The 24,034-nt window shown below is 34.7% G+C and carries 23 protein-coding genes and 1 other annotated feature; of the genes, 8 read left to right on the top strand and 15 right to left on the bottom strand.

Annotated features, from left to right (window positions below; all coding sequences use genetic code 11):
- Positions 1–4 precede the first annotated feature (4 nt).
- The 5 genes from QTL86_RS17320 to QTL86_RS17340 form a co-directional block, all read right to left on the bottom strand.
- Positions 5–2,107, bottom strand: a complete 2,103-nt coding sequence (locus QTL86_RS17320) for a hypothetical protein (RefSeq protein WP_410495607.1) — start codon at positions 2,105–2,107, stop codon at positions 5–7.
- A gap of 10 nt (positions 2,108–2,117) precedes the next feature.
- Positions 2,118–2,939, bottom strand: a complete 822-nt coding sequence (locus QTL86_RS17325; RefSeq protein WP_410495608.1) for a carbohydrate ABC transporter permease — start codon at positions 2,937–2,939, stop codon at positions 2,118–2,120.
- On the bottom strand, positions 2,939–3,853 hold the full coding sequence (locus QTL86_RS17330; protein WP_243118637.1) for a carbohydrate ABC transporter permease: 915 nt from the start codon (positions 3,851–3,853) through the stop codon (positions 2,939–2,941). Before QTL86_RS17330 ends, QTL86_RS17325 begins: the two co-directional genes overlap by 1 nt.
- A gap of 336 nt (positions 3,854–4,189) precedes the next feature.
- Positions 4,190–5,455, bottom strand: a complete 1,266-nt coding sequence (locus QTL86_RS17335) for an ABC transporter substrate-binding protein (protein ID WP_410495609.1) — start codon at positions 5,453–5,455, stop codon at positions 4,190–4,192.
- 192 nt (positions 5,456–5,647) lie between these two features.
- Entirely contained in the window at positions 5,648–6,658 is a 1,011-nt protein-coding gene (locus QTL86_RS17340; protein WP_410495610.1) for a LacI family DNA-binding transcriptional regulator, read from the bottom strand.
- Positions 6,659–7,127: 469 nt separating this feature from the next.
- Between QTL86_RS17340 and QTL86_RS17345 the strand changes: the two genes are divergently transcribed.
- The 3 genes from QTL86_RS17345 to QTL86_RS17355 all read left to right on the top strand — a co-directional run bounded on the left by QTL86_RS17345 (position 7,128) and on the right by QTL86_RS17355 (position 9,790).
- Positions 7,128–7,802: a hypothetical protein gene (locus QTL86_RS17345; protein ID WP_410495611.1), complete on the top strand. Its 675-nt coding sequence runs from the start codon at positions 7,128–7,130 to the stop codon at positions 7,800–7,802.
- 75 nt (positions 7,803–7,877) lie between these two features.
- Complete coding sequence (locus QTL86_RS17350; protein ID WP_410495612.1) at positions 7,878–9,386, top strand: catalase; 1,509 nt, start codon at positions 7,878–7,880, stop codon at positions 9,384–9,386.
- Positions 9,383–9,790 (top strand): YbaN family protein, encoded by a 408-nt coding sequence (locus tag QTL86_RS17355; RefSeq protein ID WP_410495613.1) that lies wholly within the window; start codon positions 9,383–9,385, stop codon positions 9,788–9,790. Before QTL86_RS17350 ends, QTL86_RS17355 begins: the two co-directional genes overlap by 4 nt.
- Before the next feature lie 241 nt (positions 9,791–10,031).
- Here the strand turns inward: QTL86_RS17355 and QTL86_RS17360 are convergent, their stop codons facing one another.
- The 6 genes from QTL86_RS17360 to QTL86_RS17385 all read right to left on the bottom strand — a co-directional run bounded on the left by QTL86_RS17360 (position 10,032) and on the right by QTL86_RS17385 (position 14,314).
- Positions 10,032–10,949 carry a hypothetical protein gene (locus tag QTL86_RS17360; protein ID WP_410495614.1) on the bottom strand — a complete coding sequence of 306 codons (918 nt, stop codon included), beginning with the start codon at positions 10,947–10,949 and terminating at the stop codon, positions 10,032–10,034.
- Positions 10,946–12,079: a hypothetical protein gene (locus QTL86_RS17365; RefSeq protein WP_410495615.1), complete on the bottom strand. Its 1,134-nt coding sequence runs from the start codon at positions 12,077–12,079 to the stop codon at positions 10,946–10,948. The genes QTL86_RS17360 and QTL86_RS17365 overlap by 4 nt, the downstream gene beginning before the upstream one ends.
- A 13-nt stretch (positions 12,080–12,092) precedes the next feature.
- Positions 12,093–12,986: an ABC transporter ATP-binding protein gene (locus tag QTL86_RS17370; protein WP_410495616.1), complete on the bottom strand. Its 894-nt coding sequence runs from the start codon at positions 12,984–12,986 to the stop codon at positions 12,093–12,095.
- Positions 12,987–13,373 (bottom strand): GntR family transcriptional regulator, encoded by a 387-nt coding sequence (locus QTL86_RS17375; protein ID WP_013655198.1) that lies wholly within the window; start codon positions 13,371–13,373, stop codon positions 12,987–12,989.
- Positions 13,374–13,720: 347 nt separating this feature from the next.
- On the bottom strand, positions 13,721–14,098 hold the full coding sequence (locus tag QTL86_RS17380) for a hypothetical protein (protein ID WP_410495617.1): 378 nt from the start codon (positions 14,096–14,098) through the stop codon (positions 13,721–13,723).
- A gap of 42 nt (positions 14,099–14,140) precedes the next feature.
- The gene (locus tag QTL86_RS17385) at positions 14,141–14,314 is read right to left on the bottom strand and encodes a DUF6472 family protein (RefSeq protein ID WP_013655196.1); all 174 of its coding nucleotides are present in this window, start codon (positions 14,312–14,314) and stop codon (positions 14,141–14,143) included.
- Positions 14,315–14,507: 193 nt separating this feature from the next.
- Here QTL86_RS17385 and QTL86_RS17390 point away from each other — a divergent pair, with 193 nt between their 5' ends.
- The gene (locus QTL86_RS17390) at positions 14,508–15,350 is read left to right on the top strand and encodes a L,D-transpeptidase family protein (RefSeq protein WP_410495618.1); all 843 of its coding nucleotides are present in this window, start codon (positions 14,508–14,510) and stop codon (positions 15,348–15,350) included.
- On the opposite strand, the gene QTL86_RS17395 is transcribed toward QTL86_RS17390, so the two are convergent.
- Positions 15,347–15,511, bottom strand: a complete 165-nt coding sequence (locus QTL86_RS17395; protein WP_410495619.1) for a hypothetical protein — start codon at positions 15,509–15,511, stop codon at positions 15,347–15,349. The two genes, QTL86_RS17390 and QTL86_RS17395, sit on opposite strands and share 4 nt — an antisense overlap.
- A 343-nt stretch (positions 15,512–15,854) precedes the next feature.
- On the opposite strand from QTL86_RS17395, the gene QTL86_RS17400 reads away from it, so the two are divergent.
- On the top strand, positions 15,855–17,102 hold the full coding sequence (locus QTL86_RS17400) for an NAD(P)-dependent oxidoreductase (RefSeq protein ID WP_410495620.1): 1,248 nt from the start codon (positions 15,855–15,857) through the stop codon (positions 17,100–17,102).
- A gap of 85 nt (positions 17,103–17,187) precedes the next feature.
- Here QTL86_RS17400 and QTL86_RS17405 read toward each other — a convergent pair whose 3' ends face one another.
- The 3 genes from QTL86_RS17405 to thrS form a co-directional block, all read right to left on the bottom strand.
- Complete coding sequence (locus QTL86_RS17405) at positions 17,188–18,096, bottom strand: helix-turn-helix domain-containing protein (RefSeq protein WP_410495621.1); 909 nt, start codon at positions 18,094–18,096, stop codon at positions 17,188–17,190.
- 102 nt (positions 18,097–18,198) lie between these two features.
- Positions 18,199–19,542 carry a DUF4830 domain-containing protein gene (locus QTL86_RS17410; protein ID WP_410495622.1) on the bottom strand — a complete coding sequence of 448 codons (1,344 nt, stop codon included), beginning with the start codon at positions 19,540–19,542 and terminating at the stop codon, positions 18,199–18,201.
- A 268-nt stretch (positions 19,543–19,810) separates the two neighbouring features.
- Entirely contained in the window at positions 19,811–21,577 is a 1,767-nt protein-coding gene (thrS, locus tag QTL86_RS17415; protein WP_127065194.1) for a threonine--tRNA ligase, read from the bottom strand.
- A gap of 79 nt (positions 21,578–21,656) precedes the next feature.
- Positions 21,657–21,881 (bottom strand) — a binding site (T-box leader).
- 224 nt (positions 21,882–22,105) lie between these two features.
- Here thrS and QTL86_RS17420 point away from each other — a divergent pair.
- From QTL86_RS17420 to QTL86_RS17430, 3 genes are read left to right on the top strand one after another with little or no spacing between them, the layout of a single operon-like run.
- The gene (locus QTL86_RS17420) at positions 22,106–22,927 is read left to right on the top strand and encodes an N-acyl homoserine lactonase family protein (protein ID WP_410495623.1); all 822 of its coding nucleotides are present in this window, start codon (positions 22,106–22,108) and stop codon (positions 22,925–22,927) included.
- Between the two features lie 10 nt (positions 22,928–22,937).
- On the top strand, positions 22,938–23,315 hold the full coding sequence (locus QTL86_RS17425) for an ArsR/SmtB family transcription factor (protein ID WP_410495624.1): 378 nt from the start codon (positions 22,938–22,940) through the stop codon (positions 23,313–23,315).
- 38 nt (positions 23,316–23,353) lie between these two features.
- Positions 23,354–24,022: a nitroreductase family protein gene (locus tag QTL86_RS17430; protein ID WP_410495625.1), complete on the top strand. Its 669-nt coding sequence runs from the start codon at positions 23,354–23,356 to the stop codon at positions 24,020–24,022.
- Positions 24,023–24,034: the final 12 nt, after the last annotated feature.

The raw sequence follows: 24,034 nt of genomic DNA on the forward strand, positions 1-24,034 counted from the left end.
TTCCTTATTGTATCTCGAATGTATAATCTGCTCTGTCTTTCTCTACGCGCACAGTTACTTTGCCTTCTCTTACTTTATAAGTAATGTTGTAATGACATTCTCCTACAAGCAAGTTATTAAGTGTAATGTCTGTAAGTGACTCTGGTAAGTTAGGTTTAATAGTAATGTTCTTATTTGGTGCATCTACTTCAATTCCTAAGATATATCTTACAAATACATGGTGAATACCATAGCCTGACCAGAACTGCATAAAGCATCCCTGATTATCATTTGGCAAGATTTCACTAATAGCAGTTGGCATTCCTAATGCGGCACAATCCGTTAACTTTTTCAGTAATGCATACCCTCTATTGGCATCTTTATTTCTAGCAAATACTTCAGCCATATAACCCGTATTAATAGACATAGATTTGTTAATACTATATAAATCATCAGAAGGATCATTTGCGTCATCACACATACAACCAAGTTTCATACCTGATGCATTATAGAAGTTTGGTTTTTTCATTTCCTCTAAACCTTCTTCTAACATTTCTTCTGTTAAGAAATGCTCTGTGTAAGGCAATACTGTAATCCAATTTTTAAGTACTACAGGAATTAATTCATCTTGCTCACACTCTTTTTCAAGTAGCTTATCAAAATAAACTTTTAAAGCTTCATGTTGTGTTTTTGTATTCTTAACAGAGTTAATGAGAAGATCCTTGCTTGCCATAATCTCATCTTTTGTGCAAATAATATCTGCAAAGAATCTTTCTTCCTTGCTATAGAATTTTTCTACAATCTCTTTTGCCTGAGCTTCTGCTTTTTGTTTATAAGTTGTAGCTAAATCTTCTTCGCCAAAGATTGTAGCCATTTTTTCAAGGGTTTCATAAGCCTTATAGGTCCATATAGCAATATCAATAAGGCGTCCATCTACACCATTAATTTCAATAATACCTGCACCCTTTGGACAAATAATACCATCAATCGCTTTACTCTCTACCCATTTCATCCCTTTCTTACAGAAATCATACATTTCCTCTAAGAAAGCTCTATCTCCGGTCCAAGTATAAGCTTCATAAACAGCCGTAATGAACTGCGGTGTTTCTTGAAGATTACCTTTGTTATAAACATAGCCAAAAGGTGATATCTCATGCATCACACGTCCGTTGCCATCATTACATTCATGAGAGATCTGCTTAAGAAGTCTTAGACTTTGAAGTGTCATTTTGTGTTGTCCTACTGCTAACGTCCCATTAATGCCATAAGTAGTATCACATCCAAAGAACCAAGGATAATCAGGGAAGCCTGCTGTATAGCCTTCTCCAATGCCATCTATATTTTGAATAAGCATGTCATAATTGATTTTAAGAGCATTAAAAGCATCATCAAAAGCTTTATCATTTGTTTTAAGTTCTGACTTACCAAATATTTTATTTAACTTTTCGTTTTTATCCTCAAGTAAAATATTAAGCTGACTAAATAATTCTTGATGTTTTACTACTAAAGCTTCTTCACTTTCATTATTAGAAATCATAAGAAACTGAATTTCCTCATTAGTGATATTTTCAAAAGTTAAGGTAGCTAATAAATGATCTCCCTCTGCACGGAAAGCCTGCTCAAAACATAAGTTTGAGAAAAGACCTACATAATTAGGATGAATCTCACTTTTTACAATCACTTGTTTCTCATTAGCACTAGCTAAGATTGTGGCATCATTGATATGCCCACAATCTTCAGCTGTCCAACATCCCATAATATGAAAATCCATAGTCACTGTTAGTGTCTTTGCTTCTTTAAAATTAGGAGAAAGTTTAATAACAATTGCTTTTTCATTCGGCACAGCTATTTCACGACGTTCTAATGTACCAAAAGCTTCTTCATAACCAAATACGCTATCTCCATTATCAAAAGTATATTTTTTTCCTATTAACTGTTTTCCATCCATTTCCAAACCATAGCCATCTGCCATTTTAATAGGTTGGGCAATAATCCCTCCCATCTCTCCTGGCACATGAAAACCTAATTTTCTAAAGGTACCATCTTGTGAACCGATGATATAGATTTTATTTGAAGAAACAACATAATCATCATGTAAATCTTGTGTTTTAATTATTTTATCAATCATGGACATTCTCCTATTTAATTCCTGAAGTCGTAATTCCTTGGATGAAGTGTCTTTGGAATACTAAGAAAAAGATAATCATTGGTATAGATAACAACATCGCCCCTGCCATTATCTGGTTAGGATATGAGAAATATTGGCTATTTAATGAAGCCATACCTACTGGAAGCGTATACATATCTCTTGAAGTAATTAATAAGTTAGGCATTAAGAAGTTATTCCAGCTTCCCATAAAACTCATAATAGTGATTGTTGTTACCGCTGGTTTTGCTAACGGTAATGCTACTTTAAAGAAAATCTTAATTCTTCCCATTCCATCAATCTCAGCCGCTTCTTCTAAACTAGCTGGGAAAGATAAGAAGAATTGTCTCATCATAAAGATATTAAAAGCATTAAAGATGAATGGTAAAATAAGACCCACATAGTTATTTACTAGGTTTAACTCATTTAAAAGCATATATTGAGGAATCATTGTGATTTGAGCTGGTATCATCATTACACCAACGACAGCAATGAATAATATCTTTTTACCAAAGAATTCAAGACGCGCAAGGGCATATCCCGCCATTGTGCTTGTTGCTACTCCTAAAAAGGTAACGCAAGTAGCTACAAATATACTGTTTAAATACCATTTGCCAATGTCATTTTTTTGGAAAAGTGATTTGAATGCATTAAGACTTAAATCAGCAAAATCAAAAGTCAATTTATAGGCCTGACTTGTAGGTCTAAGGGCTGTATAAGCCCCCCATATATAAGGGAATATTGCAATGAGTGCATAGCTTATTGCGATCACATAAAATAATATTTTAGCCATTTTAGGTGTGCTCTTACGCATTATCTTCCACCTCTATTCTCTTGTCTTTTTTCACGGTCTTCAAAAAAGTATTTTTGTATTAAAGTAAGGGTTAGGATGATGACGAAAAGAAGCATTGCTACTGCTGAACCATACCCTAATCTATTTTCACCAAATGCTTTATTGTAAAGGTATAATACAACTGTTGTTGTTGAACCAAGTGGTCCACCTACTCCACCAGAGATAATAAATGCTTGGTCAAACATTTGGAGCGTTCCTATCATACCTACTACAAGTACGAACATCGTTTTAGAACTCAGCATAGGTACTGTAATTTGTATAAATCTTGTCCATGGGCCTGCGCCGTCCATGTCTGCTGCTTCATAAACTTCCTCTGGAATATCTTGGAGCCCTGCTAAGAAGATAAGCATCTGAGAACCTACTGTTGACCAAATCGCCATAATCATAGCAAGTGGCAAGGCAAACTTCGGATCATTAAACCAACTTACTGCTTCAAAACCAAATAGTCCTAGGAACTGGTTAGCAATCCCTTTTGTATTGAAAAGAAACATAAAAATGGAAGCTGCTGCTACAGCTGAAGTAACAGCTGGCACGTAATACGCTACTCTAAAGAAAGTTTTTCCTTTAATCTTTTGATTAGCAACCATTGCTAATAATAAAGATAAAATCGTTTGAACTGGCACAACGACAATAGAGTATTTAAATGTATTGTAAAGCGCCTGATGAAATGCTGGGTCTTTAATAACCTCTTTATAGTTTTCAAACCATGTCCATGTTGCTTGGTCTGGTTTAAGCATATTGTAATTTTGGAAGCTTAAAAACATAGAGTATATAGCTGGTCCAATTACGAATACAAGCATAAGAAGTACAATAGGAGCAACAAGTACTAAGCCTGCAATATTTTCTTGTGTCTTTCTGTGAGTAAGGTTTTTCACGCTTTCCACCCTTTCTAGTTTTATAACGATGGCCTACAGGTATGTAAACAATTCGTTTTTTTGGTAAATATCTTATTTTTGTCGTATTTTTCTACCGAAACGTTTTGGTAGCTTTATAGTTTTATTATACAATATATCTGCACTTTGTCAATTTAGTTTTGTATATTTTTATGCATTTTAAACTGTAAAACATCACCATTTCACTTTTTCTCCTTCTACTACTCGCGTCCAAACTCTCGACTAAGTTTTTCGTTATTTCCAAATCTACACAAAAAAGCAGACTCTCTTATCAAAAATTTAATAAGAAAGTCTGCTTTTTATTTAAATATCAATGTTTTATTGATTAGATAGTGCTTTATCAATGTTTGCTTGTGCTTCATCAAAAGCTTCTTTAACAGTAATTGATGAATCTAAAAGCAGTTTTTCCATGGCTTTAGCTGCTTCTGCTACAACTGTTGAAGAAATAACACCGTAGTTAAATTCACTAGCTACTGGTGCAGCTTCTGCGAACACTTTACGGTCTGGCCAAGCTTGTACAAACGCTTCTAATGATGATTTTCTAGAAGGCATAGCTCTACCAGCATCTGTGATTAATTTTTGTTGTTCTTCTGATGTTAAGAATTTGATTACATCTTTTGCTACATCTGGGTTTTTAGTTGATTTAGACATAGAGTAAGCTACTGTAAACTGCATAGAAGCTGGTTGTTCTTTTTGTGGAACTGGTACAACACCATATTCTAAATCAGGTGCAATCTCTTGTAAGTTAGCTATCATCCAAGTTCCTTCTACAGTCATAGCTACATGTTCACCCGCAAAAGCATCTCCATCCCAGCCTACACCAAGTTGTTGAGGTGTTTGAGCATAGCCATTTTTAAGTAATGATAACCAGAATTCATAAGCTTCAATGTTTTTAGGATTATTAAGTGTTGGTTTACCATCTTCTAACATAGAACCACCATTACTATAGAAGAATGGTTGTACACGATCGATTCCATTTTGTAGTGAAAGGCCTACTACACCGTCTTTTGTAAGTGCTTTAGCTGCACTTTCAAGCTCTTCCCATGTTGTAGGTGGTGTAATACCAGCTTCCTCAAACATTTTTTTGTTATAGTATAGTGCTAATGTGGAGAAATCTTTTGGGATACCATAAAGCACACCATCTTGTCCTTTAAAACCATTTACTAAAGCAGGTTCGAAGTCAGCTAATTCTTCTGGTGTAAAAAGATCATCTAAAGATGCTAATTTACCTGCATCAATAAACTGCGCCGCTTGGAAAATGTCCATATAGAAAATATCTGGCTCCGCATTAGATACCATTCTAGTTTTAAGTACTTCCCAAATATCACCTGCGATCGGCTCTACTACCAATTTAACATTTGGATTTTTTTCCATATAAGCTTCAGCTTGTTGCGTTACTAAATCAACCTCAACAGGATCCGCACTTATTCCGATGGTTAACTCTACTTTTTCACCATTATTTACGCCTGCGCCTTCAGTTGATGGTGTTGAAGTATCTCCTTTTGAGCTAGAGCACCCAGTTACAACTGAGCCTAGCATAGTTGCTGCTAACATTAAACTCATTGCTTTTTTTGTCATTTTCATAGTTGTGTCCTCTTGTTGTTAGATTTACCGAATCGATTTGGTTTTATACTCTTATTATACATTAGACAAAACTTTTGTCAATTACTTTATTTTTTGTTACATATTTTACAAAAAATATACACAAAAAAATATTGTTTATGCTTCAATTATGTCCACACAAACAATATCTTATTAGAAATTTGGTTTATTTCTTTACACTGAATCTCTTATTTTCAATTCACATTCCAAAGTAATAATCCTTGGTGTATTTTCTTTTCTTATGATTTCATGAATAAGTGTAGCTGCTGCATATCCCTTTTCGTAACTATTTTGAGCAACCGTGCTTAAACTAGGCATCAAATACTCAGACACCGGAATATCGTCAAATCCTACAACTCCTATATCCTCAGGAATACTTTTTCCCATTTCTCTTATACCTTCCATGCACCCAATTGCCATATAATCACTGGCACAAAAAAATCCATCTATGTCTGGATATTTCTTTAATATCTCCTTAGTACATTCTCTAGCAGTTTCTCGCTCAAAATTTCCCTTTAAAATAAATTCAGTATTCCAATCTATTTGGTGTTTAGCGAGTGCAATTTTATAACCAGTTTCTCTTTCCATACTTACTATGGCATTTTCTTTACCGGTGATCATTGCAATTTTCTTTTTACCTGCCTTTATAAGTAGCTCCACCGCTTCACTTGCATAGTAAGAATTATTAACGATAATACACCCATTATTTCCTGCCGTAGTAGGAATATCAATACATACACAAGGTATAGGTGACTCTAACAATTCGGATAAGTAGGGGTCATTGTATTCAAATCCAATTAAGATAGCACTCGTAATTCCCTTTGCATTAAAATAAGCTACATAAGATTGCATTTTTTCACGTATTGTATAAATAGTTAAATCATAATTAATCTTGGATGTATAAGCTTCAATACCTCTTATTACAGAATAAACTGCGCTGTATGTATTATATTTATTGTCATTCTCCATACCCTTAATAACAAGCGCAATTTGATTAGAACACTGAGTTGCCAATTTTTGAGCTGCCACATTTTTTATATATCCCATTTCATCAGCTAACGCTTTAATACGTTCTTTTGTACTTGCGCTAACATCATTATAACCATTAAGCGCTCTAGATACTTGTGTGACAGACATACCTGCTCTTTCTGCTACATCCTTAAGTGTTACCGTATGTTTTCCCATATTTTCTCCTCTTCATTCCCCTTATATCGAAATACGTTCCAATTCTGGCTATTATTATTTTTCTTTATTATACCTTATTTATATCCTCTGTATAACACCAAATAGATAATTTCATCGTTTTTGTAAATAACTTACAGTTTTTTCGGTAAAAAATTAGCTTAGTGCTCTCTATTTTATTATTCCCAACACTTCTTAATCCATCAAGTAACGAAACGAATGTTGACTATAATAATAAAAATTATTATAATTATATATAATATTACAAATATCAACAAATTATATGTAACTATTTACTAATCATAATATCTTCAATCTCGCCCATTTAGAATATGCTTGCATCTTCTTCGCTATTATTTTAATGAAGGATGTATTGCATAGATTATGTGGAGATTAATCCTCTTATTTTATTGTAAATATCATCACACACCCTAAATGTGCGAATAAAAATATGAATTGGGGAGGATGAATTATGGTACAAACTAATCCAAAGAGAAAAATGATGAACACTGTTGAAGCCATATTTGACTTATTATATCTTTTTACAGTGTTCATAGCCGCAGTGTTACTATATATGACTGCAGAACCTGGAAGCTTACGATGGCAATATGCACTTATGGCTTTTACTTTAGGAATTGGAGATGCCTCTCATCTTATTCCTCGTATCTACGCCATAACTGATAAAAATAATCATAATCATACACCTGTATTAGGAATGGGGAAACTTATTGCGTCCATAACAATGACCCTATTTTATATTTTCTTATGGGAAATTGGTAACGGTTACTACCCTTTTCATGCTAATAAATACCTTTCCATAATTGTTTATGGTTCTGCCCTATTACGTATTTTCCTATGTGTTCTACCTCAAAATCGTTGGCTAGATGAAAATCCACCATTGATATGGGGTATTATCCGAAACATTCCATTTTTTATTTTAGGAATGACCGTCATGCTATTCTATATGATAGCAGCCTTCAAATATGGAGGCAGTTTATCTCTTCTATGGCTTGCAATACTGATTAGTTTTGTCTGCTATCTACCAGTAGTATTATTTTCAAAAACAAATCCAAAAGTTGGGATGCTTATGCTCCCAAAAAGCTGCGCATATGCCGCTATTGTACTGATGGGGGTTTCACTTACTTGAGTATGAATGCAGCCCGATTATATTGATTGGAGTCCGCATTTCATATAAATACATAACTTTAAAGGAGGTATTATGATGGATGAAAACAAAAAACTAACAAATGAAGTAGGGGCACCAGTAGCTGATAACGAGAATTCTATAACAGCCGGCCCTAGAGGACCTGTGGTTATGCAAGATGTATGGTTAATGGAAAAAATGGCACATTTCAATCGCGAAGTTATACCAGAACGTCGTATGCACGCAAAAGGTTGGGGAGCATATGGTAATCTAACCGTTACTGGCGATATTTCAAAGTATACTAAAGCAAAAGTTCTTCAACCTGGTGCCAAAACAGATCTTTTCATTCGTTTTTCTACTGTAGCTGGTGAACGTGGTGCAGCAGATGCAGAACGTGATATACGTGGCGTTGCTGTTAAGTTTTATACCGAAGAAGGTAACTGGGACCTTGTTGGAAACAATACACCTACTTTTTTCATTCGTGATGTTCATAACTTCTCAGACCTTAACCGAGCTGTAAAACGCGATCCAAGAACTGGTATGCGCTCAGCTCAAAATAACTGGGACTTCTGGACACTACTTCCTGAGAGCTTCCATCAAAGGACCATTGTCATGTCAGACCGTGGCATACCAGCCTCCTTCCGAAATATGCATTTTTATGGAGAGCACACCTTCTCATTCTATAATGATAAAAATGAACGCGTTTGGTGTAAATTCCACTTCCATACACAACAGGGAATTAAGAATCTCACTAACGAGGAAGCAACTGCTATTTGTGGACAAGACAGGGAAAGCCATGGTCGAGATCTTTTTGAGGCTATTGAACGTGGAGATTATCCAAAGTGGACTATGTATGTTCAGATTATGACAGAAGCGCAGGCAAAAAATCATTATGAAAATCCTTTTGATATCACCAAAATTTGGCGCCACAAGGAATTTCCACTGATAGAGGTAGGCGTTCTTGAGCTTAACCGTAATCCTGAGAACTATTTTGCCGAGGTTGAACAATCAGCCTTTACACCAGCACACGTCGTTCCTGGAATCGGATTTTCACCAGATAGGTTTTTACAAGGAAGACTTTTTGCTTATGGTGATGCTCAGAGATATAGACTTGGTGTCAACCATAATCATATACCGGTTAATCGTGCCAAATGTGAAGTCAATGAATACCACCGTGATGGTGCAATGCGCGTAGATGGCAACTATGGAAGGTTGCCTGCATATTCTCCAAATAGTGACGGCTATTGGTCACCACAACCAGATGTAGCAGAACCACCTCTTGAACTTGAAGGTGCTATGTATAGATTTGATCCAAAGGATGATCCTACAGATGATAATTTCCGAGCAGGAGGAGATCTTTATCGATTAATGACAGAGGATAAGCGTAAGCTTTTAATTGAAAATACTGCGGCTGATATTGCTCCTGTAACAGATAATGTAAAATACCGTCATGCTGTACACTGCTATCTAGCTGATCCTGAATATGGAGAACGTATTACAGCAGCTATGGGTCTTGATTTTGATAAAGTAAAAGAATTATCAAAACTAGACAATGATGGACTCATTCAGGCAACATTAAAACCATGAGCTTAAAAAATAGATTGCTCATTATTTTAGGTTTCGTTTTTCTTGTAATAGGAGCAATTGGCGTGTTTTTCCCGATATGGCCCACGACTCCCTTTGTCCTCCTTGCTGCCGGATGTTTCACTAGTAGTAAAAGGCTGTCAAACTGGTTAAAAAAGAGTAAGTTTTTCGGAGAATATATTACAAATTATAGGGAGCGCAATGGATTAAGTACTAGAACAGTTATCAAGAGCTTGAGTTTTCTATGGACTATGCTAATACTCTCTGCTATATGTGTTCATACTTTATGGCTAACAATTCTTTTGTTCTGTATAGGGATTGCTGTAACTACTCATATACTATGGATCGCAAAACCAAAGGTAAAAAGAACACCACAAGGGAATCTTAAGATGGATGAAAATTCGTAGTAGTGGTAACGGTTAAAATGCTAAAACAAGCATTAACTATCGAAACTAAAAATCAACGAGACAAAATTAATTTCATTTGAGAGATCAATACTTAGAGTATCATAATCTCAGATACTAATGAGCATGAAAAAAGATGGCTTCTAAACAATATAGAAGTCATCTTTTTCTTGCTTAATCTCTTTTCATCATATTGTTGACAAAAGGGACCGTTTATTTTGCCTAGCACCTTTATATATACTATTTAAGGAGTAACTACCACTTCTATTAGCTTTTCATACCATATGCGTGCATCTTTTCTAGTGACTTCATAGTTAAGCGTTCCTATTTTACCAGACTCTTTGCTACTTTTTTGGTCAGCTACTTTATAAATATCATTAATAAAGTCAGTCATATCAATCTCCTCACCAGCAAGTTCATTCACCATTCTTTGAAGTGGTTCTAACTTCTCTGGATCTAAGTCTCCTTCACTATAATCATCACTATTCATATACTGATTAACTATCATCCTCACCTTTTCTAATTTTCCTTCATTTGTTCTAAACATTTGGAAATATGAGGTGGTATTATGAAGGTTTACGAAATCATTTCTAATTAAATAACTTGGATAACTTACCTCTATTAAATGCTTATCTTCTCCTCTCGTAGCTGCACTTACTACTAGATCTTCACCGCAGATTGCTTTAAGCCAATTACTATCTATCTCGTCTTTCATTTGAATGCTTGATGCTACAATACCTAAGTGAACTTCCCCTGACTTTATTTTTTGTAAAATAATTCCTGTACCATCTATTACTTTTTCTTTAAAAAAATAACTATTACCTTCTGGAATCTCATTCAAAAAAACATCGAAGCTACTTCCTAACTGTGCACCTAAAACTTCTATCATTTCTTTACCTAATGGTGAGTATATATTTTCTATCATCATTCCACCATCTAGTCTTTTGATTCCAAGTTCATTAATATACCAACTTCTACTCATACTCCATGTGCCATCATCCTTCAAGTTTTGTATATCCACAAGCTTCTCCCAATTCGTTACATCCTGACTAAAATACTCATCTGTTTTACTTTGAACCCTGTACTCCTTCTGTAATTCTAATACACTTTGGCAGCCTGGTAGAAACATGGTTATACTTAATAAAAGGATCCACTTTTTCATGCGCTCTTCACCTCTTTTCTCTTTACCTGTCCAATAGAAGCAATATTCTTACTAATGATGAAGCTTATAACGGCTCCAATTGTTAAAGCAAACCATCTATCTCCACTAATACTATTTCGCAAAAGCCGCTCTACTAGTAAAAGGTATAAATCACATAATAAAAAACTTCCGCAAAGTGTAACACCAGCTATAAAAACCCATCTGAGCTCTTTCACTGGAATTAACTTATCAGCTTGCTCTAAAAGTTGACATCGACTCAATTTCCAAATCGCTAGGATCATTAAAGCAATGGCAATCAGATAAAAAGCAATTTGATATATTTCTATATCCTCTGCATAAAAATAGAGACTATAATTGTTTCCTCCTTCTTGTATAGCCATTCGTCTACCTGTCGGACCTCTTACCACCGAAACATACAGCCAACCAATTGCTCTATCAAAAATTTTTATATCAAACTGTGGAAAACAGTAACAAATGCTACCCAACAAGAATATAGGTGAAGCCAGTATACAAATTGCAATCAAAGTACTCCCCAGTTTATGTGATACTATATACTGTACTAATATAAAAAAGAGATATACTGCTAAAATAGTTAAATAAACAACTAGTAATCGTCTTGCCAGATCAGTTGCGCTCATGAATTGATCTTGTATCTGCCCAAACGGAAGTACATCATAAATCTCCTGTAATTTAACTACATAACTGCTTCGCATAACCATTACTATTAAGCTATAAAATCCAAAGCATATGGTAAAGCTCAATGTTCCTAATCCTACTTTAACTAAACTTCTTTCACCACTTGTATAAGGTAAACTTTTCAAAAATCGGCTTGTTTCTATACTTTTGTCATATCTGACACTTAAAATACTTAGGAATAGCATACCTATCAAATAAAAAATTAATAGGGTAGTTATTTCATTATTAAATATATTTCTTATTAAATCTATCCTATCTACTCGATTAACAAACTCCCCTATGCCACCTACTAGATAGTTTTTCCATACCTCATTCATCTCTTTGCTTAAAGTAATAAATCCGAAAATGTTAACCAGCATCAAATAAATGCCAACTCCTAACACAGGTTTTAACTCTAACTTAATAAGTGGTTTTAATCGCTTGATTGATTTCATATGCCTCCCCTTTCTATGCTTCTTCCCCGATATTTTCTCTAGAAATAGCTGTGTAAATAAACACTTCTTCTAAATTTAGACCTATAGTCTCTACTAACATAGCACCTGCTAACTTTAGGCGTTTTTCTAAAGCTGCATTATAATCATTGGTTACCACATAGTACACACTACCTACATGCTCTACATTTAAAATCCCATGCCATTTATCTAGGTCTTCTGGCGCTCCTTTGTCAAAGACTACTTGAAGCTTTTTCACCTTGCTCTTTAAGTCTTCTACTGAACTTTGATAGACCACCTCTCCTTTAGAAAGCATAGTAATTTCATCACAGATACGCTCTAATTCTGCTAAGTGATGTGAGGAAATAACAACAGTCATACCTGTTTCATCCACTTGTTCAATAATAAAGTCTAATACTTGTTTCTTTGCTAAAGCATCCAGCCCTGAAGTAGGCTCATCTAATACTAATACCTTTGGCATACTTGCCATATTAAGCATTAAGGAAAGACGCATTTGCATCCCTTTTGAGAGATTTTTTACTTTAGTCTTTGGATTTAATTTAAAGGTTTCATTGTAAGCATTAAACTTTTCTCTTGAAAATTTAGGATAAGTTTCTTCAAAAAAGGTCACCATTTGCTCTACACGGTAACTATTAAAGAACTGATTACGATCTGCTACATAACCTATTTGCTCTTTCACTAGATTATTTTCATAAACTGGTTGACCGTCTATTAAAATAGTTCCTTCATCTATTTTATATACTCCTGTTAAACATTGAATGAGCGTACTTTTACCTACCCCATTCTCCCCAATAATGCCGTAAATGCTCCCAGGCTTTACTTCTATCGAAACATCTTTTAGAACCTCTTGCCCATTAAGGCTTTTACAGACATGCTCTATTTTTACCATTTACTCTTCCTCCTTTGAGAGTTCATCGTAAATTTTTTCAATCTCTGCCATAACCTCTTGCTTACTCATCCCCATATAGTGCATAGCTACAAAACTACTTTTTAACGCCTTACGTACTTCTATAATCTGCTTTTCACTAATAACTTTACTTGGCATCATAGCAATAAACGCTCCCTTCCCCCTTATGGTTTCAATCACTTCCTGTCTTTCAAGCTCTGTATAAGCCTTCATCACCGTATTAGCATTCACTGTTAACATACTTGCTAGTTGTCTAACAGATGGTAGCTGATCTCCTGGCTTTAAAATCCCCTTCATTACCTGTTCTTTAATTTGATCAATAATCTGCTCATAAATTGGTCTACTATCCCTTGCGTCTATAGGAAACACAGCTTCACTCCTTTCTTAAACTGTACTATTCACCTTAGTACAGATAATACACTCAGTTTTATATTTTGTCAATATTCAAACAATAATTTTTCTGAAATTATACAAGCTAGTAGTTATCTAAAATATCCACAAAACTTCTACTGAAAATACTTCCGTTTAAAAGCTAAAGGGATTATATAAAAAACAAAAAAAGACTATTGCACATGAACTGCTCCTCCTTAAAGTAAACAGTATCATTCTTCAAACTGTCTACTTTAAGGGAAATCCATCATGCGCAATGGTCCCTTTTATCCTATTTTCATCATTTATATTGAGGCATACTCTATCTCATGGTTTTTTTCTTACATCTATTTAATCGGGCAACCCATTTGATTAGCTTCATTAAACATCTCTGCTCGTCTTTTTTTATTGAGATGATTAAGCACTCTCATTTTGAATCTGCCTTCTTCACCTGCTTTATAGAAATCCAGAAGATCAATGGCTAAGAACAGTGCATCTACTAATAAATATTTTAAATCCTTAAAGTTTGTTTCATCCGCTTCTCTAAGTTCAATTTCATTACTAGCCGCCATCAGCTCTTCAAATCCTTTTTTTGCCTGAGTTAATAGTTGAAGTATTTCCTCTGGCTGGTTATTTTTAAAATCTGTGTTTACGGTTTCTTCTATAAAGGTCATATAATCTCTATTGATTTCACTATAGCTTTGATAAAGCTCTACTAATCCCATATTCTTCTCCTTTTATACTTGCTGCTACTTTTCATCTGTCAATTAATTTTGTTTACGAACTATAGTATATTCATCACCTATTTTATAGTATGGACATCGTTTACTAGGATAGTAACTCATTCTTGCCATATCATCTTCATCCATAATAGGTGCAACACTGCACACATACTCTTTCGTGGCTTCATCATATTCTAAATGCATACAATCCTCACACATTTCACTTTACTCCTCTATTTCATCGGCACTTACCTACTTAATATAGCTTTATTATATCACTTATGGCTATCTCACTCACTATTTCTTTCATTTATATACGTGTATTTTATATTTAGTGGCAAAAAAGTTAAATCCTTTCACTAATCCCTTAAATCTATCATATTTTATTATGTGACTAATTGCGAGGTGAACTATGAGAAAGTATACCCGACAAACATCAGATTCCTATAAATATACTTTGGCTAATGTTAATCTAAGAGAAAGCAACACTACAACCTCTAATGTACTTACTGTAATCCCTGCAGGTTCAAAGGTTCAAGTTATTGATTCTGCAGAAGATTGGTATGAGGTCATCTATAACAACCAAAAGGGTTATGTCTATGCTTCTTATCTATCAATCACAAAATATACCTGGAGAGATACTCTTTTAAGGTCCTATCCAGCTGCTGAATCTAATCCAATAACTGTCGTCCCAGCCAAATCTGAAGTAGAGGTTTTATCTGTGGTTGGGGACTGGAGTCAGGTTATCTATAATGATAGAAAAGGCTATATATTTACCACCTTTTTATCTGATGATGGTAATCCTCCGACGGCATATGATTTCACCTATTTTTACACGGATATGACTCGGTTTGTAAATGATAACCAGATTAAAAGCCCAACCACAAATCTAATTACAACAGACTTAGAAAATAAGTTTACCTATATATATGAAAGAGGTAGCGATGGTCTATGGAAGCTACTTTATAAATGGGAATGTACTGTTGGAAAGCCTAGTACCCCTACAATCAAAGGTACTTTTTATGTCACTGGTAGAAAGCCTTACTTTGGAACTGACACTTATAGAGTCAAATATGCCACTAGAATCAAAGGTGCTTATTACTATCATTCCATCCTATATAACGCAGAGGGAACCGAAGTCATTGACGACCGATTAGGTATGGCTTTAAGTCACGGCTGCGTTAGATTGGCAACCAAAAATGCTCAGTGGATCTATGATAATATTCTAGATTCAACAGCTATTGTTATTAACTAAATAGCAGAAAATAAAAGTCTAATGATACGCTCTATAAACAGCTTTCTATGATTAATCAAATTCATAGAAGGCTGTTTTATACTGTATATTATTGCCTTAAACCAACTCTTTCCCATACGTTTATCTTTTAACAACAAAATAGTATTTTCTTGCTCTCTCATGCTAAATAATAACTTTTATTATACAATTATTTGTGTTGTTTTAAATTTTCATATAAGCGCTTCCCCTTAATTTCAATAGTCTTGTAAGTTTTAGTACTCATTTTTTACCACAATTAACCACATGACTAATACTTATCAATCGTTGCACATCAGCTCTATATCTTCTAAAATAAATTTAGTTATGACTTATTTTTTATTATAAAATATAAAAGTTCAGCTTCGTTTATTTTAGTATACGAATACTTTTTATGTTGATTCTAAACGGTTACACCCGACTTTATTCTTGACTATCTTTAGACTATATATTAATGGCTTGAAATGACTATATAAAGATTTTTTTGACTTGAAAGGAGCCCATAAAATGGAAAAATTATTATCAGAAGCAAATCGCTGCTTAAAATGTAAAAAACCACTTTGCCAGCAGCATTGTCCTATTAATACAGCTGTACCAGAAGCTATCACCCTCTTTGAAGAAGGTAAACTGCAAGAAGCTGGTGAACTTTTATTTAACAACAATCCTCTTAGTGCCATTTGCGCTATTGTTTGTCCTCATGAGGATCAATGTAAAGGAAATTGTATCCGCGGCATTAAAGGAGAACCTGTTCCTTTCTGCGAAATAGAAGCTTATATCTCTGCCGCTTATTTGGAAGGACTTACTACTCGAAAACCTGCTCCTAATGGAAAACGTGTAGCTGTTATTGGTTCAGGACCTGCTGGTATTACTGCTGCTATTTTATTAGCACAAAAAGGCTATGCTGTTACTATGTTTGAAATGCGTAACCGTATTGGTGGTGTATTATCTTATGGTATTCCAGAATTCCGTTTACCTAGAGTACTTGTTCAAAATCTAGAAAAGAACCTCGTTCAACTAGGAGTAAGCATTAAATACAATACGCTTGTAGGTCCAGTAATCACTCTGGATAAGCTCTTTAATGATGGCTATGATGCTGCATTTATCGGCACAGGTGTTTGGAATCCAAAAACATTAAATATTAAAGGAGAAACTTTAGGCCATTCTCACTATGCTATCGACTACCTTAAAAATCCAACTAAATATCAGCTAGGTAAAAAAGTTTGTGTGATTGGTGCCGGTAACGTAGCTATGGATGCCGCTCGTAGTGCTAAATATTATGGTAGTGAAGAAGTACATATCTGTTACCGTCGTGGTGAGGAAGATATGACAGCTACTAAGGCTGAGATTCACGAAGCTAAAGAAGAAGGCATTCAATTTACTCTTTATAAATCACCAGTTGAAATCACCGATGAAGGTGTCATCTTTGCCGATACTAGAAAAGTAACCTTAGAAGATGGCTCTACTAAACTTGAAACTATTCCTGGTTCAGAAAAGCTATTCCCTTGTAATTCAGTGGTAATTGCCGTTAGCCAAGCTCCTAAAAACAATATTGTAGCTGGTACAACTGGCCTTGAAACCAACCGTGGACTTTTAGTAACAGATGAAGAAGGTCATACTACAAGAGAAGGTGTCTTTGCTTGTGGCGATGTCGTAAGTGGTGCTAGAACAGTTATTGAAGCTGTTGTAAATGCTAAACATGTGGTAGGTAGCATCCATGAATATCTTCAAAATGCATAAACTTCCTCTAAAATAAATATTAACTTTACCAAATAGTAAAGGGCTATAAAACTAGTATGCAATCTCTAGGTTTATAGCCCTTGTTCTACTTAGTAGATACTGGTATCATCCAATGCTCTAAATATGAATATTCAGCAGTAGATGGATAGTACATTTCTCCTGCAAAATCAGTCGTCGTTAAATGATGTTCTCTCATCCATCTTTCCATGAATGTCTGTGCTTTGTAAACAGCAGAATTTGTTAATTCCTCAAAGTTTTCCGCTTCAAAACCACAAATAAGGTACTCGGCAGCAGGAAGTTCAAAAGTCGAATATCCCTCTGCACTTGCACCATATTCTGCCTCTGCTCCTGCCATATAGATGCAATGCCCCTCTTTAGCTTCTCCTATATAAAGTGCACCAAATTCATTTCCTCCCTTAACCAAATAAGGAATTTGCGATTTTACAGAATGAAAATCATCCCATAGCTTTCCTGTAACAGAAACACTTGTAGTCGTTCCGCCCATTAATTCTGCAATAGGTATTTCTCTTGCAATACCTATATAAGAACGTGGAACCTCTAATTTTTTTCGCTTAACCTCAATTACAATGCCATCCGTAATTAATGGGACATTTTCATCAACCATTACATAATTTAAAACCAGTTCTGGTTTCACAAATTGGTTAAGATGAATTTTACCTGTACGATATTCCTCTGGTGTAATGCCATAGGTTTCCTTGAATGCTCTTGTAAAATTAGCATGACTGGAGAAACCATAGTTTATTGCAATATCAAGTATTCTCACTTCTTTACCTTTTAGTTCGTTTACTGCTTGTGCCAGTCTGCGTAACTTAATGTACTCACAAACAGGCTTCTTAGCTAAACGTGTAAATAGTCGTTGAAAATAGAACGGCGATAATCCAGCTATACTTGCGAGTTCTTCAATTTGTATTTCTTGTGTCAGGTTTTCTTCAATGTACTCAATACTTTTTTGTATTGCTTCCCATGCGTGCATTTTAAACACCTCCTACACAAAATATAGCATAAGAATTTTGTATTGCGCTTTTCATACAATGCCCTTTTAATATAAAACATTTTATTTATCTTAGTTTATTGCTTATATTCCTTGGCTATATATCACTCTAACACCATTTTCTTCTCCTATATAGACAGGCTCGAAGTTTTTTTCTCCTCCTGCTTCACTCTCAATAAAAAAGGTAACTGCATAAGCCTTTAAAATCTTAGGACTGTGCTTTTCATCTTTTATTTCCTCAATAGAAATTATCTTAATGCCTTGATAGCCTGTACGCATTCCCTGTCTATTTTCCTTTTGGCTAAATAATTCCTTCTCTTCCTTATATAAGAATAGAGTCTGTAACCAAAGTTTACTAGCCCTAATTTCATAAAAGCGATTATAGTTTTCATGAACATTGCACTCTATATAAGCTGTAATGAGCTCCTCATCTGATAAAGAGGGCCTTTGGTAAGTATCCATAATCTTTTTATTGATATATTCTTCCTTTGTAATTCCTGTCAATTGCTCAAAGTTTTTTCCTGTTAGAGCATAATAATTTGCTGAGAAATCATTACTATCCAGATGAGCTCCTACAATATCTCCTTGATACCTTATGACTATTCCTCTTGGATTCATCTCCTGTTTATACTCGCCTTCTAAAAATGACTCTTTTAAATAATAGCTTTCTATAGTTACCAACTTGCCTAATAACGCTGTATAATCTAGTCCTATTACCTTAGACATTTCCAATCCTAGTCCAAAGTAAATGGTCTCTATTTCATCCACACTAGTTACTTTTAAATCCTTGGGTAAAGTATACTCGCATTTTTGAACTAGCATTACAGGTGTAAAATTATATTTTGAAAATAATGCTATAGCATCTTCCGATATTAATTCTTCATTAGGTTTATACCGCTTTAAGTCTTTAATAGTTCTAAAAAAATCACCGTCAACCTCATACTGGTTCCCTTTATATTCAGCCCAAAATGTTTTTTCTAAACTATTCTCTTTTAATGTTAAATCTCCCATGATGTTTCCTCTATCGTAAAATCTTAATATATACCCATCTATCCACTCACCTTCAGTCATTAACTTCGATTCTCTTTCTTGTAGCTGCTGAACTATTAGCTGAATCTGTTGGGGATTAGTGAGGGTAGTAAGTGAATCTACTAGCTCTGGATTTTCTTCGCTCTCTCCACATTCTATAATATCTAGAGCCTTTGCTCCCGTTGCTTTTTCTAGCAACTCATTAATATCTATAGCTTCAGCTGATTGCTTTTCTTTTTTCTCTTCATCATTAACTACAGCATCCTCTGTTTCTTTAACCTCTTTCTCCAATCCTTGTTTTCTTACAATAGATTCCTTGCTTCCCATGGATTGTTCTTGCTTATTACATCCTATTAATATGAATAAGCTATAGTAGTTTACTTTTACTGTCCCATTCATTACGTTCCCCCTCGTATATCCTGAACTACTCACCAGCAATACATTTATTATCTTCTTAATGCTATATAAATATCGTATCATTCTCTAAAATGTTTATCAATATTATCAAAACATTTAGTCTTTAAGACTCTACATGTTTTTTCTCTACATCTATCAACATCACAAAAAAGCTACATTAAGCAATCTGTGCTCGATGTAGCTTCTCTTTTATTCACTCTTTATTAGCTTAGTTTATTATCTTAATTTCTTATCACTACTACTTCTCCTACTAAACAGTTCCCCCCTGTATTTCATTCTTCAGGAGCTGCATTAACTCTTGTATGCTGTAGCTTTCTTGAGCATTTTCATCTCGCCTACGAATTGTAACAAGCTTATTATCTACTTCTTTTTGACCTACAACGATCATATAAGGCACTTTACCAAGCTGTGCTTCTCTAATCTTATAGCCTATCTTTTCATCTCTATTATCTATTTCACAGCGGATACCTTGTTTTTGTAATTCTGCCATGACAGAAGCTCCATACTCTGCGAATTTATCTGAAATAGGGAGCACTTTTACTTGAACTGGCGCTAACCAAAGTGGGAATTTACCCGCATAATGCTCAATTAGAATGCCTATGAATCGTTCAATAGAGCCAAAGACAACGCGGTGAATCATAATAGGTCTATGCTTCTTACCATCTGCACCAATGTATTCTGCTTCAAACCTTACAGGTAGCTGAAAGTCTAGTTGAATAGTACCACACTGCCATGTTCTACCTATAGAATCCTCTAGGTGGAAGTCTATCTTTGGTCCATAGAAAGCGCCGTCTCCCTCATTAATCACATATTCTAGCTGCATCTCATCTAAAGCCTTTTTGAGTCCCTCAGTTGCCACATTCCAATCTTCATCACTACCAATACTATTTTCTGGACGTGTAGATAACTCCACATGATACTTAAATCCAAACTTGCTATACACTTCATCAATAAGTCTTACAACACCTTTAATCTCATCTGTAATTTGTTCCTGTGTCATGAAAATATGAGCATCGTCTTGTGTAAAGCAACGTACACGCATAAGACCATGTAAAGCTCCTGACTTTTCATGTCTATGAACCAATCCCAATTCACCCATACGAATAGGGAGTTCACGATAAGAGTGAGGTTGTAATTTATAAACTAACATACCACCAGGACAATTCATTGGTTTGATGGCAAAATCTGTATCGTCAATAACTGTGGTATACATGTTTTCACGATAATGATCCCAGTGACCAGATGTTTCCCAAAGCTCTTTATTGAGCATCATCGGTGTGCTAATTTCCACATAACCTTCTCTCGTATGAAGCTTTCTCCAATAATCAATTAAGAGATTTTTAAGTATCATACCTTTTGGCAGGAAGAATGGAAAACCTGGTCCTTCGTCTAGAATTGTAAATAAACCTAGTTCTTTTCCTAACTTTCTATGATCCCTCTTTTTAGCTTCTTCAATGCTTTGTAAATAGGCTTCTAAATCACTACTCTTTGGAAAAGCTGTTCCATAAATCCTTGTGAGCATCTTATTTTTTTCGTTTCCTCTCCAATACGCCCCAGCCGTTGCTGTTAACTTAAAGGCCTTGATTAGGCTTGTATTAGTTACATGTGGTCCTGCACATAATTCCACATAATCTCCTTGCTGATAAAAGCTAAGCTGTGCCTCTTCAGGTAAGTCATTAATAAGCTCTATTTTATAAGGTTCATTTTTCTCTTTCATCAGTGCAAGTGCTTCTTCTCTATTTAAAGTATATCTTTGCAAGGAGAGACTTTCTTTAACGATTTTTCTCATCTCTTGCTCAATCTCTACTAAATTCGCCACTGTGAATTCAAAGTCAAACTCAAAATCATAGTAAAACCCATCTTCAATCACAGGTCCAATAGCACACTTAGTAGTTGGGTATAACCTTTTAACAGCTTGTGCTAAAACATGAGATGCTGTATGTCTAAAAGCATTCTTCCCCTCTTTTTCCTCGAACTTAAAATCTTTTACTAAACCATCCTTCATTATTACTTTCATTTCTTATGTCCTCCTTTTCAAACTTGAAATATATAACATAAGAAAAGCACCCTAAAACAAATGACCTTATAGTCATTTATTTAAGGGTGCAATTATAGTCTGTGCACGGTTCCACCTTAACTTTTCACTTCAGATTCTAACAAATCCTAGCCTTTAACGCAGACATACGGATGTACTTACTTATTGGTTCAGCACAACAGCTCAGGAATGGTTTTCAACTAAACGCTTTCATAAAGAACTTCCACCAAGTATTCTTCTCTCTGGATGATTTATAAAGTCTACTCTTTTCCATCTTTGCTTTTCCTATGTTATTAAGGTTATTATAACTAATCATCATAAAATGTCAATATATTATCTTTATTTCATAATATTTTCAACATTACTTCCCAATCATAGCTAATTGACATTTTTTGAATGGTCTCGATTTTCTTTACCAATGATCTATTTAAAGATATATATGTTATAATCGTTTAAAAATATGAACCATTATCATACTAGAATATATGGTCTTCTAGAAAGGAGTCACTAATGGAGAAAAAGGTAAAAGTGCATGTGTTTCATACAGGAGAAGTAAATGTTGACCCCGCTGTTCCCTTTAGAGATATATCAAGAAATCCCATAGCTTATACAGGCCTATTACGAAATCCAAAAAAACGTATTTGGCTACCTGTATCAGCTTATCTTATTGAACATCCAAAGGGATTAGTACTAATTGATACAGGATGGCATAAAGATGTAAGGGTTAATCAAAGAAAACATATGTCCTGGAAGCTTAATATAGCAAGTAAAGCTAGACTTCCATTAGGTGAAGCAATAGATGAGCAGTTGCAATCCTTGGGCATTACTCCTAAAGACCTTGACTATGTTTTTTTAAGCCACATGGATGTTGATCACATAAGCGGTGTAGATTTAGTAAAAGATGCCAAGCAAATTCTTACCTCTAAAGAAGAGTTACAAGCAGCAACTACGGGTGAACTTAGATATGAGAAAAGACTATGGAAAAATGTAAATATACGCACATTTGAGATGAAAAATTCATCATATGGGCCATTTGGAAGAAGTTATGACGTCTTTAATGATGAGAGTATATTAATGATAGATGTAGCAGGTCATACTAAAGGAAGCAGTGCAACGTTAGTACAAAACAACGGAAAATTTATTCTTTTAACGGGAGACTGTGGTTACTCAAAAGATTCTTGGAAAAAATTACGTTTACCGGGCCCTATATCTGATAAAAGAAAGATGAGAAAAACTCTAGAATGGGTAGGGGAAATGTCTCACAAAGAAGGATGTATAGAGATATTAGCTACACATGACCCCGAGGTAAAACCCCACATTATTGAATTATAGGAGAAGCTAAATGGAACAATGCAAAGAAAGGTTAGCAAATATTGCAACAGAATTTAGACAATGCAGCAAGGTCTTTACTGCTATTGGTGATGAAACTAGGCAGAAAATTATTCTAACACTTTTAGAGAGTAATTGTAACGGCATAAGAGTTGGTGAAATTACAGAAAAGACAAATCTTTCTCGTCCCGCAGTATCACATCACCTACAGCTACTAAAAGAAGCGGGCATTATCAACATGCGTAGAGTGGGAACTAAAAACTATTATTATATGGATTCAAACAAGGAACAATGGATGAAAATAATAAAGCTTATGAATCATATTTATGAAGTTGTTCAGGACTTTGCACCAATTGATACCCGAAGTGATGAGAGCTATTATTCAAAATAAGACAGTAAATAAATAATAATTAAAGGAGGTCATGATTAATGAATCTAGTTGAAGCAATGCAAAAAAGACATTCAGTACGTAGTTATAAAACACAAAAAATAGAAGGAACGGTAGTTAATGAACTTAGGGCCTATATAGATGAATGTAATAAACAAAGTGGTATGCATATTCAGTTATGTATAGATGAACCCAATGCCTTTAATAGTTTCATGGCACATTATGGTTCATTCAAAAATGTAACTAACTATATTGCTATAGTTGGAAAGAAAGGAAAAGATTTCGAGGAAATGTGTGGTTATTGGGGAGAAAAAACTGTTCTAAAAGCTACACAACTGGGACTTTCTACTTGTTGGGTAGCTCTAACCTATAGTAAAGGTAAAAGTACCTGTAAAATAGATAAAGGAGAAAAACTTTGCTGTGTCATTGCTTTAGGTTATGGTGAAACACAGGGTACAGCACATAAAAGTAAGCCAATAGAAACACTTTGTAAAGTAGACGGTCAAATGCCAGAGTGGTTTAGAAAAGGTATGGAAGCTACCATGCTTGCTCCTACATCAATGAATCAGCAGAAATTTCACTTTACATTAGAAGGAAACACTATAACAGCAAAAGCTGGAATAGGTTTCTATACAAAAGTAGATTTAGGTATTGCAAAATATCATTTTGAAATCGGTGCAACTGATGCTGACTGGAAGTGGCAAAGCTAAAGCAGCTCAAAC

Origin of the sequence: Cellulosilyticum sp. ST5 (assembly GCF_046529625.1) — a bacterium.
GTDB lineage: Bacteria > Bacillota > Clostridia > Lachnospirales > Cellulosilyticaceae > Cellulosilyticum > Cellulosilyticum lentocellum.

Excerpts from the sequence above, each read along its gene's own strand:
- QTL86_RS17320 (WP_410495607.1), bottom strand. The coding sequence starts at position 2,107 with ATGATTGATAAAATAATTAAAACACAAGATTTACATGATGATTATGTT.
- QTL86_RS17325 (WP_410495608.1), bottom strand. The coding sequence starts at position 2,939 with ATGCGTAAGAGCACACCTAAAATGGCTAAAATATTATTTTATGTGATC.
- QTL86_RS17335 (WP_410495609.1), bottom strand. The coding sequence starts at position 5,455 with ATGAAAATGACAAAAAAAGCAATGAGTTTAATGTTAGCAGCAACTATG.
- QTL86_RS17340 (WP_410495610.1), bottom strand. The coding sequence starts at position 6,658 with ATGGGAAAACATACGGTAACACTTAAGGATGTAGCAGAAAGAGCAGGT.
- QTL86_RS17345 (WP_410495611.1), top strand. The coding sequence starts at position 7,128 with ATGGTACAAACTAATCCAAAGAGAAAAATGATGAACACTGTTGAAGCC.
- QTL86_RS17350 (WP_410495612.1), top strand. The coding sequence starts at position 7,878 with ATGGATGAAAACAAAAAACTAACAAATGAAGTAGGGGCACCAGTAGCT.
- QTL86_RS17355 (WP_410495613.1), top strand. The coding sequence starts at position 9,383 with ATGAGCTTAAAAAATAGATTGCTCATTATTTTAGGTTTCGTTTTTCTT.
- QTL86_RS17360 (WP_410495614.1), bottom strand. The coding sequence starts at position 10,949 with ATGAAAAAGTGGATCCTTTTATTAAGTATAACCATGTTTCTACCAGGC.
- QTL86_RS17365 (WP_410495615.1), bottom strand. The coding sequence starts at position 12,079 with ATGAAATCAATCAAGCGATTAAAACCACTTATTAAGTTAGAGTTAAAA.
- QTL86_RS17370 (WP_410495616.1), bottom strand. The coding sequence starts at position 12,986 with ATGGTAAAAATAGAGCATGTCTGTAAAAGCCTTAATGGGCAAGAGGTT.
- QTL86_RS17380 (WP_410495617.1), bottom strand. The coding sequence starts at position 14,098 with ATGGGATTAGTAGAGCTTTATCAAAGCTATAGTGAAATCAATAGAGAT.
- QTL86_RS17385 (WP_013655196.1), bottom strand. The coding sequence starts at position 14,314 with ATGTGTGAGGATTGTATGCATTTAGAATATGATGAAGCCACGAAAGAG.
- QTL86_RS17390 (WP_410495618.1), top strand. The coding sequence starts at position 14,508 with ATGAGAAAGTATACCCGACAAACATCAGATTCCTATAAATATACTTTG.
- QTL86_RS17395 (WP_410495619.1), bottom strand. The coding sequence starts at position 15,511 with ATGAGAGAGCAAGAAAATACTATTTTGTTGTTAAAAGATAAACGTATG.
- QTL86_RS17405 (WP_410495621.1), bottom strand. The coding sequence starts at position 18,096 with ATGCACGCATGGGAAGCAATACAAAAAAGTATTGAGTACATTGAAGAA.
- QTL86_RS17410 (WP_410495622.1), bottom strand. The coding sequence starts at position 19,542 with ATGAATGGGACAGTAAAAGTAAACTACTATAGCTTATTCATATTAATA.
- thrS (WP_127065194.1), bottom strand. The coding sequence starts at position 21,577 with ATGAAAGTAATAATGAAGGATGGTTTAGTAAAAGATTTTAAGTTCGAG.
- QTL86_RS17420 (WP_410495623.1), top strand. The coding sequence starts at position 22,106 with ATGGAGAAAAAGGTAAAAGTGCATGTGTTTCATACAGGAGAAGTAAAT.
- QTL86_RS17425 (WP_410495624.1), top strand. The coding sequence starts at position 22,938 with ATGGAACAATGCAAAGAAAGGTTAGCAAATATTGCAACAGAATTTAGA.
- QTL86_RS17430 (WP_410495625.1), top strand. The coding sequence starts at position 23,354 with ATGAATCTAGTTGAAGCAATGCAAAAAAGACATTCAGTACGTAGTTAT.